This is a genomic window from Nonomuraea rubra (genome assembly GCF_014207985.1).
Lineage (GTDB): Bacteria > Actinomycetota > Actinomycetes > Streptosporangiales > Streptosporangiaceae > Nonomuraea > Nonomuraea rubra.
Map to the genome: position 1 here is coordinate 4068808 of NZ_JACHMI010000001.1, position 13247 is coordinate 4082054.

The following is a 13247-nucleotide window of genomic DNA, read 5'->3' on the forward strand; positions in this document are numbered from 1 at the left end:
GGCGTGCGGGTGGCTTTCGTGCTGGGCACCACGTCGGGCGGGACCGGGCGGCATGTGCTGATGCTCGTGGAGGGGCTCGTACGACGGGGGCACCAGGTGCTCGTGATCGGGCCGGGGAGCGTCGAGGAGCAGTTCTCGTTCGGCGCGGCGGGGGCCAGGTTCGCGGAGGTGCCCATCTCCGACCGGCCGCATCCCGTGAACGACCTGCGGGCGGTGCTGGCGGTCCGGCGGCTGACCCGGGGCGCCGACGTGGTGCACGCCCACGGGCTGCGGGCCGGGGCGCTGGCGGCGCTGGGGCGGCGGGGGCCGGTGGTGACCCTGCACAACGCGCTGACCGCGGGCGGGTTCGTGGGGCTCGTGTACGGCGTGCTGGAGCGGATCGTGGCACGGCGGGCCGGGCACGTGCTGGCCGTCTCGCCGGACCTGGCTGCCCGGATGCGAGGGCTGGGGGCTCGTGACGTGCGGGCGGCCGTGGTGGCGGCGCCCGTGCCGCGGCCGGCGAAGCGGACGCCTCAGGAGGTCAGGGACGAGCTGGAGGCGGGGGATCGGCCGATCCTGCTCACCGTCGCCAGGCTGGCCCAGCAGAAGGGGCTGGAGACGCTGCTCGACATCGCGGCAGGGCCGTGGCGGGCCGGCGGCGCGGGTGCGGCGGGTGCGGAGCCGCTGTTCGTGGTGGCAGGGGAAGGGCCGCTGCGGGGGGAGCTGCAGCGCAGGATCGACGCGGAGGGACTGCCTGTCGTGCTGCTGGGCAACCGGGATGACGTGCCCGACCTGCTCGGCGCCGCCGTCGCGCTGCTGATGCCGAGCCGGTGGGAGGGACAGCCGCTCACGCTCAGGGAGGCGCTCATGACCGGGACGCCGGCCATCGCCTCCGAGGTGGGCGGGATTCCGGAGATTCTCGGGGACGCCGGGATCCTGGTGCCGTACGGGGAGGCGGGGAAGTTCCGCGACGCCGTACGGGAGCTGCTGGAGACGCCGGGAGCTGCGGAAACGCTGGCGGAGGCGGCCGAGCGGCGGGGGCGGGAGATGCCCGGGAGCGACGAGGTCGTGGCGGACGTGCTCGGGGTGTACCGAGCGTAGGGCCAGGAGGATGATTACGCGCGGTCGAGGCGTTCTCATATACTGCCTGGGTTAGGGAGGGGAGTATCCCTTCGCGACAGCCTCGTCATCACGGTGCAGCCCCGCTCCACGGGGCCCCCGGGGCTGCCGGTCCGCGGTTCTGCGCGGGCGGGAGAGACCTCCGGCGCTGATGCATGCTTGCCGGAGGGTCTGAGTGACTGAACCTTTGTGGGCCTGGATCGCCGTTATCGGCGGTCTTCTTGTTGTCCTGGCCATTGACTTGTGGATCGTCGACCGCGGAGAAGCACGCGAGTTCTCCATGCGGCAGGCCGGATACTGGGTCACCTTCTACGTCGCGCTGGCCGTCGCGTTCGGCATCCTGTTGTGGTTCACCTCCGGAGGCGACAGAGCCGGAGAGTTCTTCGCGGGCTATATCACCGAATACAGCCTCAGCGTCGACAACCTGTTCGTCTTCTTCATCATCATGAGCCGGTTCGCCGTCCCCAAGGCGTACCAGCACAAGGTGCTGCTCGTCGGCATCCTGCTCGCGCTGGTGATGCGTGGCATCTTCATCGCGCTGGGCGCCGCGGCGCTCGAGCGGTTCAGCTGGCTGTTCTACGTCTTCGGCGCCTTCCTCGTCTACACGGCGATCAACATCGTCCGCCAGCACCTCAAGGGCGACGAGGAGGAGTTCAACGAGAACGTCGTGCTGCGGTGGGTGCGCAGGGCCTTCCCGACCACCGAGACCTACGTCGGCTCCAAGGTCACCGTCAAGATCGACGGCAAGCGCATGGTGACGCCGATGCTCATCGTGATGGTCGCCATCGGCAGCACCGACCTGCTGTTCGCGCTCGACTCGATTCCGGCGATCTTCGGGCTCACCAAGGACCCCTTCATCGTCTTCACGGCCAACGCGTTCGCCCTGATGGGGCTGCGTCAGCTCTACTTCCTGCTGGGCGGCCTGCTGCAGCGGCTCGTCTACATCAGCTACGGTTTGGCGTTCATCCTTGGGTTCATCGGGGTTAAGCTCGTATTGGAGGCCTTGCACGCCAGCCATGTCTCCTGGGCGCCCGAAATTCCCATCTGGGTGTCGCTCTCGGTCATCGGCGCCACCATGGTCGTCACCACTGTGGCGAGCCTGGTCAAGGCCCGCATCGACGTGCGCAAGGGCGAGGAGCCGCATCCGGAGCAGGTCTAGCGAAATGGGCTTCGAGGCGCTTTGCTTGTGTAGTTGTGCCGTGTCATGGTTGCGGGTTCTGTAACATCACGGCAAAGCGCCCAGTCCAGTCACCACCAAAGGTTGTACGTGTCAGACGATTCTGCTAAGCCGAGCCGCATGAGGCTCGCGCGCGGGGTCTCCCCGTGGCTCCTCCCGACGGCGGCCGCGGCGGCCGCCACCGCTCTGCTGACGCGCCGGGACCGGCGATGGGCGCTCGCGGCGGTGCCGCTGAGCGCGCTCACCGGGGGCATGCTCTGGTTCTTCCGCGACCCCGACCGCACGCCGGGTGCGGGCCGCGTGTTGTCGCCCGCCGACGGCGTGGTGCAGAGCATCGACCCGTGGCCGGACGGCCGCACCCGGGTCGCGATCTTCATGAGCCCGCTGAACGTGCACGTCAACCGTGCCCCCCTTGCGGGAAATGTCACCTCCGTGCAGCATGTGGCAGGTGGGTTCCTGCCGGCGTTCAACAAGGACAGCGACCAGAACGAGCGCGTGGTGTGGCATTTCGAGACCACGCTGGGCGACATCGAGATGGTGCAGATCGCGGGCGCGGTGGCGCGCCGGATCGTGCCGTACCTGACCGCCGGGGCCAAGGTGGAGCAGGCCGAGCGGATCGGGCTCATCCGGTTCGGTTCGCGGGTCGACATCTACCTGCCCGAAGGGATCGCTCCCGCGGTGTCCGTGGGCCAGAAGACGGTTGCGGGGGTGACCAGAATTGACCGCGGCTGACGCCGGTAGCTGGCAGGCGGAAGAGGAAGAGCCTCGCGGTCCGGTCGGCAAGGCGTTCCGCCTGTCCGCCGCCGACTCGCTCTCGCTCGGCAACGCCGTCTGCGGGTTCCTCGCGGTGTGCGTGCTGGCCTACTCGGCCATCCAGCAGCTCCAGGTCGACGGCGGGCGGTTCACGCCCGCGCCCAGCTACTTCGCGACCGCCATCGTGCTGCTGCTCATCGGCGCGACCTGCGACCTGTTCGACGGGCTCGTGGCGCGGCGCTTCCGTGCCTCGGCGATGGGCGCCGAGCTCGACAACCTCGCCGACGTCATCAGCTTCGGGTTCGCGCCCGCGTTCATGGTCGTCATCTGGGGCGGGTTCACGCAGCAGGTGCCGTTCATGGCGGTGCTGGCCGCGGCGGCGGCCGTGCTCGTCGCCGGGGTGGTCCGCCTGGCCAGGTTCGCCTGCGTCAAGACCAAGAGCGGCGACTTCATGGGCCTGCCCATCCCGATGGGCGCCATGACCGTGATCTCCATCGTGCTGCTGTTCCAGCCGAGCATCTGGTCGCTGCTGGCCGTGCTCGGGGTGGCCTGGCTGATGGTCAGCCGCATCGAGTACCCCAAGCCGAAGGGGCAGCTCGCGGCGGTCGTCCTCGGGTGGATCATGGTGAACGTGGCGTTCCTCACGTTCTGGGTGGCCTGGCCCTCGGGCGGCGACCTGCCCATCAAGATCGGGGCGACCATGCAGATCGCGCTCGTGGCGGCGATCCCGCTGCGGGTCCTGTTCTACAAGCGCGAGCAGCGCAAGGAAGCTCAGCGCGTCGGGCATTACAAGGGCTAGCCGATCCGCAAGTGGCGGGATTTTTCGTCATACTTCGGCTTTGATGGAGCCATGTCGGCCACGCCGCGCGAGCACACGCGCACGTACCATCTCGGCAAGCTGGCCACGGAGCTGGAGCAACGCGGGCTGACCGCCCTGCTGCGGTCGTACCCGCCCGCGTTGCGCATCAGCCACCCCGACACGGTCATGCTGGCCGAGACCGTCGACTGCGTGCCGCTCTCCGAGGGGTGGTTCTACCGGTGGTCGTGGGGCGAGCTCGTCGGGCTGACCGACGATCCCGCCCTGGCGGCCGACCGGATCGTCCGCGTCCTGGCCGCTCGCGGGTGACCGGCTACCAGCCTCTGGCCTTCCACTCCGGCAGCGCGGGGCGTTCCACGCCGAGCGTGGTGTCCTTGCCGTGGCCCGGGTAGACCCAGGTCTCGTCGGGCAGGCGGTCGAAGATCCGCTCCACCACGTCGGTGTAGAGCTGGGTGAAGCGCTCGGCGTCTTCCCACGTGTTGCCGACGCCGCCGGGGAACAGCGAGTCGCCGGTGAACAGGTGATGGCCGGCCTCGCCACCGCCGTCGTACAGCAGCGCGATCGAGCCCGGCGTGTGCCCCCGCAGATGGATGACCTCCAGGGGGATCGCGCCGACCGTGACCGTGTCGCCGTGCTCGACCGTGCGGTCCACGGGGACGGGCAGCGCGGGCGCGTCGAGCGCGTGGGCGATGACCTGCGCGCCGGTCACCTTGGTCACCTGCTCCAGCGCCTGCCAGTGGTCGCCGTGCTGGTGGGTGGTCACGATCGTGCCGACCGGCTGGTCGGCCATGAGGGCGAGCAACCGGTCGGAGTCGGCCGCCGCGTCGATGAGCAGGCCCTCACCGGTCTCGGTGCAGCGCAGCAGGTAGGCGTTGTTGTCGTACGGGCCGACGGCGAGCTTGCAGATCGTGAGCGCGGGCAGCTCGCGCACGTCGGCGGGGCCGCCGACCTGGACGTCACCTGTATAGGTCATGGGTAGTCCTTCGGGGGCGTCGCGGGCAGATCAGCGGGGGCCGGCATCGACAGCCACGGTGGCGGCTCTGGAAGACCGACGCCCCCGGGACCGGGCGCATGCGACTGCCCCGCGGGCAACAGACTAACGCCCTGCCCCCCGGACCTGCCGGTGAGCCAGGCAAGCATGTCGCGTGGCGTGCCCGTGACGGCCGGACCGTGACCGAGCCCCGGCCACACCTCCGCCGTCTCGCCGCCCTCCGGGGCACGCTCCACGAGGACGATCTCGCTCACCGTGCTGTGCTCGGGTGACCAGGTGCGGCGGAGGTCGTGCAGCTCGCGGCGCACGAACGGCTCCGGCCAGTCCGCCGGGCCGTACCCGGCCGCCAGGTCCACGTGGTGGACGCCGACCTCGCGCAGGCGGCGTACGAGCACGTACCAGGCGGGGTGGGGCGGCGGGCGCATCCCCTCCACCTGCGCGGACCAGGCGTGCGCGGGGAGGTCGCGGACGGCGGCGGCGAAGCGGGCGGCCCCGTCCTCGGCGTCGGCCAGCAGCCGGGCCGCCGGGCGGCCGGCGGTGGCGTCGATCTCGGCCGACCTGGCCTCGTAGGAGGGGTACTGAGGGGTGCGGACGCCGGTCTTCGCCCAGGTCAGCAGGTTGATGTAGGAATCGGCGTTCCTGGCGAGGTGGGTGAGGACGTGTCCCCTGGTCCAGCCGGGTAGGAGAGAGGGGGCGGCGAGGTCGGCGTCGGAGAGGGACGCGGCCGTGGCCAGCAGCTGGTTCGTCGCCGAGGCGAGCTCGGCCTGCAGCGCAGGTAGGACGGTCATGTCCAGGGATTGTGTCATCTAGGCTGAGCTGGCAGGTCGGGCATAAAACCGCAGGTCAGGAGGTTGAATGTTGAAGGGCTCCTCCCTGCGGGGGAGTTGGCCGTAACCTGTGAGGGACGGATTTTCGGGGGTCGCGAAGCGGGCCGCCGAAATTGTCGGAGCCGCCGTCTACCATCCCCCGTGGACCTATCCGCCTTTCGACTTCCGGGATCGCCGTGGCAGACCGCCTCATCGTGCGTGGTGCACGAGAACACAACCTCAAGGACGTCTCGCTCGACCTGCCGCGAGACTCGCTGATCGTCTTCACCGGCCTGTCCGGCTCGGGCAAGTCGAGCCTGGCCTTCGACACGATCTTCGCTGAGGGCCAGCGGCGCTACGTCGAGTCCCTGTCGGCGTACGCCCGCCAGTTCCTCGGGCAGATGGACAAGCCCGACGTCGACTTCATCGAGGGCCTGTCGCCCGCGGTCTCCATCGACCAGAAGGCCACCAGCAAGAACCCCCGCTCGACCGTCGGCACCATCACCGAGGTCTACGACTACCTGCGGCTGCTGTGGGCGCGCATCGGCAAGCCGCACTGCCCGGTGTGCGCGCGGCCGATCGCCCGCCAGTCGCCGCAGCAGATCGTCGACAGGGTGATGGAGCTGGAGGAGGGCACCCGCTTCCAGGTGCTCGCGCCGGTCGTCAGGCAGCGCAAGGGCGAGTACGGCGAGCTGTTCCGTGAGCTGCAGACCAAGGGCTTCGCCAGGGCCAGGGTCGACGGCACCGTGGTGCGGCTGGAGGAACCGCCGACACTGAAGAAGTACGAGAAGCACGACATCGAGGTCATCGTCGACCGCCTGTCGGTCAAGGAGTCGGCGCAGCGCCGGCTCACCGACTCGGTCGAGACCGCGTTGCAACTGTCCGGCGGCACGATCACGCTGGAGTTCGTCGACCTGCCCGAGGACGACCCGGGCCGCGAGCGCTTCTACTCCGAGCACCTCTACTGCCCCTACGACGACCTGTCGTTCGAGGAGATGGAGCCGCGCTCGTTCTCCTTCAACTCCCCCTTCGGCGCCTGCCCCGAGTGCACGGGCCTGGGCACCAAGATGGAGGTGGACCCCGACCTGGTGGTCCCCGACCCCGAGCGCGAGCTGGGCGAGGGCGCGCTCCACCCGTGGTCCGGCGGCCACACCAGCGAGTACTTCTCCCGGCTGATCGAGGCGCTCGGCCACGCGATGGGGTTCACGCTCGAGACGCCGTGGGACCGGCTGCCGAAGAAGGCGCAGAAGTCGCTGCTGTACGGCCACGACGAGCAGGTGCACGTCCGCTACAGCAACCGTTACGGCCGCCAGCGCTCCTACTACACCACCTACGACGGCGTCATCCCGTGGGTGCAGCGCCGGCACGCCGAGGCCGAGAGCGACGCCGCGCGCGAGCGCTTCGAAGGCTACATGCGCGAGATCCCGTGCCCCGCCTGCAAGGGTGCCAGGCTCAAGCCGGTCAGCCTCTCGGTGACCGTGTCGGGCAAGTCGATCGCCGAGGTCTCGGGCATGTCGATCGGCGAGTGCGCCAAGTTCCTGGCCGCGCTCAAGCTGTCCGACCGCGACATGCAGATCGCCGAGCGGGTGGTCAAGGAGATCAACGCCCGCATGGGCTTCCTGCTCGACGTCGGCCTCGACTACCTGACCATGGACCGCGCCGCCGCCACCCTGGCGGGCGGCGAGGCGCAGCGCATCAGGCTGGCCACGCAGATCGGCTCGGGCCTGGTCGGTGTCCTGTACGTGCTGGACGAGCCGTCCATCGGCCTGCACCAGCGTGACAACATGCGCCTGCTCGACACGCTGATCAGGCTGCGCGACATGGGCAACACGCTCATCGTCGTCGAGCACGACGAGGACACGATCGCGGCGGCCGACTGGGTCGTCGACATCGGTCCCGGCGCGGGCGAGCACGGCGGCCAGGTCGTGGTCTCCGGCACCGTCCAGGACCTCCTCGCCAGCGAGGAGTCGATGACGGGGGCGTACCTGTCGGGGCGCAGGAGCATCCCGATCCCCGCCAAGCGCCGCAAGCGCGACAAGAAGCGGCAGATCACGGTCAAGGGCGCGCGCGAGCACAACCTCAAGGGCGTGGACATCGAGTTCCCGCTGGGCGTGTTCACGGCCGTCACGGGCGTGTCGGGGTCGGGGAAGTCGACGCTGGTCAACGACATCCTCTACAACGCGCTGGCCAAGGAGCTGAACGGCGCGCGCACGGTGCCGGGGCGGCACTCCCGGATCAACGGCATGGACCAGGTGGACAAGGTCGTCCACGTGGACCAGTCACCGATCGGGCGCACGCCGCGCTCCAACCCGGCCACGTACACCGGGGTCTTCGACCACGTGCGCAAGCTGTTCGCGGCCACGACCGAGGCGAAGGTGCGCGGCTACCAGCCGGGGCGCTTCAGCTTCAACGTCAAGGGCGGGCGCTGCGAGGCGTGCGCCGGCGACGGCACCATCAAGATCGAGATGAACTTCCTGCCCGACGTCTACGTCCCCTGCGAGGTCTGCCACGGCGCCCGCTACAACCGGGAGACGCTGGAGGTCCACTACAAGGGCAAGACGATCGCCGAGGTGCTCGACATGCCGATCGAGGAGGCCCTGGGCTTCTTCGAGGCGATCCCCGCGATCAAGCGGCACCTGCAGACGCTCAACGACGTGGGCCTGGGCTACGTGCGGCTGGGTCAGCCGGCGACCACGCTGTCCGGTGGTGAGGCGCAGCGGGTCAAGCTCGCCTCCGAGCTGCAGCGGCGGCAGACCGGGCGGACCATCTACGTCCTCGACGAGCCGACCACCGGTCTGCACTTCGAGGACATCCGGCGGCTGCTCGGGGTCCTCGGCCGGCTGGTTGACGGTGGGAACACGGTGATCGTCATCGAGCACAACCTTGATGTGATCAAGACCGCTGACTGGATCATCGACATGGGGCCCGAGGGTGGGTCCCGTGGCGGCACACTCGTGGCGAGTGGCACGCCGGAGGAGGTGGCGCTGGTGGACGAGAGCCACACGGGGCGCTTCCTGCGCAAGATCCTGGCCCACTGAGGCGGCCTGCGCCCGCCCGTCCGAGGGGATGGGCGGGCGTTGTCAACGGCCTAGGAGGCCGCAGGGGGTGCTGGTACCGCGCTGTCGCCGCACCGCCCGTGGTGGTCTGGTTCGGGAGGGCGCGCCCGGTGGGCGTTGGCGCGGCAACGCGAGCCCGGTGCGGTGGTGCGGTGCGGTGGTGCGGGCCGGTGGCGTGGTCTGGTGGGGTGGTGGATCAGGGGCGGCGCGTGGGGGAGGGGGCGGCGGCGTTTGGTGGCGGCGGTGTGGTCCAGCCACCACTCGGCGGCCAGGAGCGGCAGGGTCCAGCAGAGCCAGGCCGCCAGGGCGGCGATGGTGCTCGTGAACAGCATCAGGTCGCCGTGGAAGGTGGTTTCGAGCTGCGGCTCCAGCAGGATCGCGAACAGCACGCTGTAGAACCGGTTGGTGATGATGGACATCGTCAGGGCGAAGCTGCGCACCATCCACCGGCGGTGGTCCGCGAAGCGCCGCTGCCTGGCCATGCGCCATCCGGTCAGCGTGCAGCCCAGCCAGAGCAGTGCCAGCATGACGTCGCCGGCCATCGTGACCGGCCCGTACGGGGTCGCCAGCCCTGCCACCAGGCCCAGCAGCCCGCAGCGAGAACGCCAGGAACGCCGCGACCACCACCATCAGCGGCGCCACCCACGGCCGCCGCCACCAGCGAGGACGGCCGGGCGAGGAGATCGACGGGGTGGCGGGCGAGGCGGCGGGCGAGGTGGCCGACGGGGTGGGCAACGGCGTAGTGGGCGAAGTGGCGGCCGAGGTGGCCGACGGGGTGGGCAACGGCGTGGTCGGCAGCGTGGTCGGCGGGGTGGCCGGCGGGGTGGCCGGCGGGGTGGCGGGAGGGACGGGCGGGAGTTCGGTCGGGTGGGTCATGAGCGCAGCCTGGGTTCGGCCGCTGACCACCGGCCTACCACCCGCTGACCGGACCGGAGGGTCGCGTCAATACCCTGGTAACGGCCGCACCTACGGGGGGCAAAAGGCGACACGAGGTGCGGCTGCGTACGAATCACACGATCGGGGGCGGAGCCATGTCGGAAACCGGGCTGGGGCGTCGGGACATGCTGGGCGCGGCCGGCGTCGCCGCATGCGGGCTGGCGCTGACGGCGTGCGGGACCGGGGGCGCGCAGGCCAAGCCGAACCTCAAGGGCAAGGTCCTGGCGAAGACGGCCGAGGTGCCCGTGGGCGGCGGCAAGCTGATCGACGACCTGAGGGTCGTGGTGACGCAGCCCACGCAGGGCGTCTTCAAGGCGTTCAGCTCGTCGTGCACGCACAAGGGCTGCAAGGTCTCCACCCCCAAGGACAACGTGATCAGGTGCGCCTGCCACGGCAGCGAGTTCGCGGCCGACACCGGGCAGGCCACCAAGGGCCCCGCGACGGCGCCGCTCGTGTCGTTCCAGGTGAGGGTCGAGGGCGACGGGATCGTGGTGGCCTGAACAGGTAAATGTGCGTAGTCCAACCGGATTGGCCTCGGGCACGCTGAACCGGCGCCAGGGCGCTGGCCGTACCTGAAGTGAGAGCCAATCTGGGAGGACGCACCATGACGGAAACGACGCGCCGGACGGTGATGCTCGGTGCCGGGAGCGCCGGGCTCGCGGCGGTTCTGACGGCCTGCGCGAGCTACGGCTCGCCGACCACGGAAGCGGAGGTCGAGCCACCCGCGGAGGAGCCGTCGTCCGAGGCACCCAAGAAGAAGACCGAGACCAAGGCCAAGGCGCTGGCGAACACCGGTGACATCCCCGAGGGCGGTGGCAAGGTCTTCAAGAACCAGAAGATCGTGGTGACGCAGCCCACGGCGGGCGAGTTCAAGGCGTTCAGCGCCGTGTGCACCCATCAGGGATGCACGGTCGACGAAGTCGCCGACACCATCAACTGCCCCTGCCACGGCAGCGCGTTCAGCATCACGGACGGTTCCGTGGCGAACGGCCCGGCGACCGAGCCGCTGGAGGAGAAGCAGATCAAGGTGGACGGCGAGAAGATCAGACTCGCCTGAGAAAGGTCTCATGAATTTCTCACCTTGGTTCGCTTGGGTGAGCTGCATGGCAGATGACCTTCAGAGCCGCAGGGCGGTGTTCGCAAGCGTCGGCGCGGGTGGCCTGGCGCTTGCGATCACCGCGTGCAGCGGCGGCACCGACACCGCCACGACCGCGGGAACCACCGCGGAATCGAGCGCGCCGCAGGCGGGCGCGAGCACTTCGGCGTCCACCCCGGCGTCCAGCGCACCGCAGGCAGGCGGCGCGCTGGCCAAGACCGCCGACATCCCCGTCGGCGGAGGCGCGATCTTCAAGGATCAGAAGGTCGTGGTGACCCAGCCGACGGCCGGCGAGTTCAAGGCGTTCAGCGCGCTCTGCACGCACAAGGGCTGCCCGGTCGGCAGCGTCGAGGGCGACGCGATCGTGTGCCCGTGCCACAACAGCAAGTTCGCCATCACCGACGGCTCCGTCACGGCGGGACCGGCCGAGAAGCCGCTGGCCGCGCAGCAGATCAAGGTGGAGAACGACCAGATCATGCTGGCCTAGACCGGGTGCGCCCGCCGTACGTTCGCGAAGAGTACGGCGGGCGACCTTGTCGGTGAGGGCTACTAGGCTGAATGCGTGGCGAGATCAGCGGGTAGCACCTTGAGTTTCCGGCCCAAGCCGGGCTCCATCCCCGAATCCCCCGGGGTCTATCGGTTCAGGGACGCGCACGGCCGGGTGATCTACGTCGGCAAGGCCAAGAGCCTGCGCCAGCGGCTCAACTCCTACTTCGCCGACTTCTCCGCGCTGCACCCGCGCACCCAGACGATGCTGACCACGGCCGCCGACGTCGACTGGACGGTCGTCGGCACCGAGGTGGAGGCACTGCAGCTCGAATACTCCTGGATCAAGGAGTTCGACCCCCGCTTCAACGTCAAGTACCGCGACGACAAGTCCTACCCCTACCTCGCGGTCACCATGGGCGAGGACTTCCCGCGCGTGCAGGTCATGCGCGGCGCCAAGCGCAAGGGCACCCGCTACTTCGGGCCCTACTCCCACGCCTGGGCCATCCGCGAGACGGTCGACCTGCTGCTGCGGGTCTTCCCGGTGCGCACGTGCAGCAGCGGGGTGTTCAAGCGGGCCGGGCAGATCGGCCGGCCCTGCCTGCTCGGCTACATCGACAAGTGCTCGGCGCCCTGCGTCGGCCGGGTCACCCCCGAGGAGCACCGCGCGCTGGCCGAGGACTTCTGCGACTTCATGGCGGGCAACACCGGCCGCTTCATCAAGCGGCTGGAGAAGGAGATGCGCGAGGCCGCCGGCGAGCAGGAGTACGAGCGGGCGGCCCGGCTGCGCGACGACGTCCAGGCGTTGCAGCGGGCGCTGGAGAAGCAGGCCGTGGTGCTCGGCGAGGGCACCGACGCCGACGTGATCGCGCTGGCCGAGGACCCGCTCGAGGCCGCCGTCCAGGTCTTCTACGTGCGCGGCGGCCGCATCCGCGGCCAGCGCGGCTGGGTGGTGGACAAGGTCGAGGAGACCTCGCCCGGCGAGCTGGTCGAGCAGTTCCTGCTGCAGATGTACGCCGAGGCCGGCCCTGACTCGATGCCCCGCGAGGTGCTGGTGCCCGCGCTGCCGCCCGACCACGAGGCGGTCGCCGAGCTGCTCACGGAGCAGCGCCGTGCCCGCGTCGAGGTGCGGATCCCGCAGCGCGGCGACAAGCGCTCGCTGATGGAGACCGTCGAGCGCAACGCCAAGGAGTCGCTCGCCCAGCACAAGATCCGCCGTGCCGGCGACCTGACCACCCGCAGCAAGGCGTTGCAGGAGATCGCCGACGCGCTCGCCCTCGACCAGGCGCCGCTGCGCATCGAGTGCTACGACGTCTCCCACCTGCAGGGCGAGAACGTCGTGGCGTCCATGGTGGTCTTCGAGGACGGCCTGGCGCGCAAGAGCGAGTACCGCCGCTTCGCCGTCAAGACCAACGAGGGCGACGTCGCCTCGATCCACGAGGTGATCATGCGCCGGTTCCGCCGCTACCTGGAGGAACGCTCCGCCACGGGCGAGCTGGCCGCCGATGACGACGACGGCCACGGGCCGATCGACCCCGAGACGGGCAAGCCGCGCAAGTTCGCCTACCCGCCCAACCTCGTCGTGGTCGACGGCGCCGGCCCGCAGGCGGCCGCGGCGCAGCGGGCGCTCGACGAGCTCGGCATCGACGAGGTGTCGGTGTGCGGGCTGGCCAAGCGGCTGGAGGAGGTGTGGCTGCCCGGCGACGATCAGCCGGTGATCATGCCTCGTTCAAGTGAGGGTCTCTACCTCCTGCAACGGGTGAGAGACGAAGCACATAGGTTCGCCATCACCTACCATCGTTCCAAGAGGTCCAAGACGGTGAAGGAGAGCGCGCTCGACGGCGTGCCCGGCCTCGGGCCGGCGCGCAGGCAGGCGCTGCTCAAACACTTCGGCTCCGTGAAGAAGCTACGCGAGGCCACTGCCGCCGAAATCTGCGAGGTTCCCGGCATCGGCCCGTCCATCGCCGAGGTCATCGTGTCGACGCTGAAGGGAGAGTCACCTTGATCTCGCCAGGATGCCAGGGTGTCGTC

Annotated in this window: 13 protein-coding genes; 10 read left to right on the forward strand and 3 right to left on the reverse strand. The window is 69.9% G+C overall.

The annotated features are described in order from the left end of the window. The first annotated feature begins 3 nt into the window (after positions 1-3). The 5 genes from HD593_RS18590 to HD593_RS18610 all read left to right on the forward strand — a co-directional run bounded on the left by HD593_RS18590 (position 4) and on the right by HD593_RS18610 (position 4154). Positions 4-1080 (forward strand): glycosyltransferase family 4 protein, encoded by a 1077-nt coding sequence (locus tag HD593_RS18590; protein ID WP_185103344.1) that lies wholly within the window; start codon positions 4-6, stop codon positions 1078-1080. A gap of 193 nt (positions 1081-1273) precedes the next feature. Next, entirely contained in the window at positions 1274-2257 is a 984-nt protein-coding gene (locus HD593_RS18595; RefSeq protein ID WP_185103345.1) for a TerC family protein, read from the forward strand. A 138-nt stretch (positions 2258-2395) separates the two neighbouring features. Continuing rightward, positions 2396-3007 carry a phosphatidylserine decarboxylase gene (locus tag HD593_RS18600; protein WP_221524821.1) on the forward strand — a complete coding sequence of 204 codons (612 nt, stop codon included), beginning with the start codon at positions 2396-2398 and terminating at the stop codon, positions 3005-3007. Next, the gene (pssA, locus tag HD593_RS18605) at positions 2994-3827 is read left to right on the forward strand and encodes a CDP-diacylglycerol--serine O-phosphatidyltransferase (RefSeq protein WP_185103346.1); all 834 of its coding nucleotides are present in this window, start codon (positions 2994-2996) and stop codon (positions 3825-3827) included. The genes HD593_RS18600 and pssA overlap by 14 nt, the downstream gene beginning before the upstream one ends. A gap of 51 nt (positions 3828-3878) precedes the next feature. Continuing rightward, positions 3879-4154, forward strand: coding sequence for a hypothetical protein (locus HD593_RS18610; RefSeq protein WP_185103347.1), 276 nt, complete (start codon positions 3879-3881; stop codon positions 4152-4154). 4 nt (positions 4155-4158) lie between these two features. Here the strand turns inward: HD593_RS18610 and HD593_RS18615 are convergent, their stop codons facing one another. Next, positions 4159-4818 (reverse strand): MBL fold metallo-hydrolase, encoded by a 660-nt coding sequence (locus HD593_RS18615; protein WP_185103348.1) that lies wholly within the window; start codon positions 4816-4818, stop codon positions 4159-4161. Next, positions 4815-5624 (reverse strand): maleylpyruvate isomerase family mycothiol-dependent enzyme, encoded by an 810-nt coding sequence (locus HD593_RS18620; RefSeq protein WP_185103349.1) that lies wholly within the window; start codon positions 5622-5624, stop codon positions 4815-4817. Before HD593_RS18620 ends, HD593_RS18615 begins: the two co-directional genes overlap by 4 nt. 215 nt (positions 5625-5839) lie before the next feature. Between HD593_RS18620 and uvrA the strand changes: the two genes are divergently transcribed. Next, positions 5840-8680 carry an excinuclease ABC subunit UvrA gene (uvrA, locus tag HD593_RS18625; protein WP_185103350.1) on the forward strand — a complete coding sequence of 947 codons (2841 nt, stop codon included), beginning with the start codon at positions 5840-5842 and terminating at the stop codon, positions 8678-8680. A gap of 50 nt (positions 8681-8730) precedes the next feature. Here uvrA and HD593_RS18630 read toward each other — a convergent pair whose 3' ends face one another. Further along, positions 8731-9276 carry a DUF2306 domain-containing protein gene (locus tag HD593_RS18630; protein ID WP_221524822.1) on the reverse strand — a complete coding sequence of 182 codons (546 nt, stop codon included), beginning with the start codon at positions 9274-9276 and terminating at the stop codon, positions 8731-8733. A 453-nt stretch (positions 9277-9729) separates the two neighbouring features. Here HD593_RS18630 and HD593_RS18635 point away from each other — a divergent pair, with 453 nt between their 5' ends. From HD593_RS18635 to uvrC, 4 genes are all read left to right on the forward strand, one after another. Beyond that, complete coding sequence (locus HD593_RS18635; RefSeq protein WP_246546631.1) at positions 9730-10134, forward strand: Rieske (2Fe-2S) protein; 405 nt, start codon at positions 9730-9732, stop codon at positions 10132-10134. 104 nt (positions 10135-10238) lie between these two features. Beyond that, on the forward strand, positions 10239-10691 hold the full coding sequence (locus HD593_RS18640; RefSeq protein ID WP_185103351.1) for a Rieske (2Fe-2S) protein: 453 nt from the start codon (positions 10239-10241) through the stop codon (positions 10689-10691). Between the two features lie 46 nt (positions 10692-10737). Then, positions 10738-11217 carry a Rieske (2Fe-2S) protein gene (locus tag HD593_RS18645; RefSeq protein WP_185103352.1) on the forward strand — a complete coding sequence of 160 codons (480 nt, stop codon included), beginning with the start codon at positions 10738-10740 and terminating at the stop codon, positions 11215-11217. Between the two features lie 99 nt (positions 11218-11316). After that, entirely contained in the window at positions 11317-13221 is a 1905-nt protein-coding gene (uvrC, locus tag HD593_RS18650; protein ID WP_185111951.1) for an excinuclease ABC subunit UvrC, read from the forward strand. Positions 13222-13247 lie beyond the last annotated feature (26 nt).

Excerpts from the sequence above, each read along its gene's own strand:
- HD593_RS18600 (WP_221524821.1), top strand. The coding sequence starts at position 2,396 with ATGAGGCTCGCGCGCGGGGTCTCCCCGTGGCTCCTCCCGACGGCGGCC.
- HD593_RS18610 (WP_185103347.1), top strand. The coding sequence starts at position 3,879 with ATGTCGGCCACGCCGCGCGAGCACACGCGCACGTACCATCTCGGCAAG.
- HD593_RS18615 (WP_185103348.1), bottom strand. The coding sequence starts at position 4,818 with ATGACCTATACAGGTGACGTCCAGGTCGGCGGCCCCGCCGACGTGCGC.
- HD593_RS18620 (WP_185103349.1), bottom strand. The coding sequence starts at position 5,624 with ATGACCGTCCTACCTGCGCTGCAGGCCGAGCTCGCCTCGGCGACGAAC.
- HD593_RS18635 (WP_246546631.1), top strand. The coding sequence starts at position 9,730 with ATGTCGGAAACCGGGCTGGGGCGTCGGGACATGCTGGGCGCGGCCGGC.
- HD593_RS18640 (WP_185103351.1), top strand. The coding sequence starts at position 10,239 with ATGACGGAAACGACGCGCCGGACGGTGATGCTCGGTGCCGGGAGCGCC.
- HD593_RS18645 (WP_185103352.1), top strand. The coding sequence starts at position 10,738 with ATGGCAGATGACCTTCAGAGCCGCAGGGCGGTGTTCGCAAGCGTCGGC.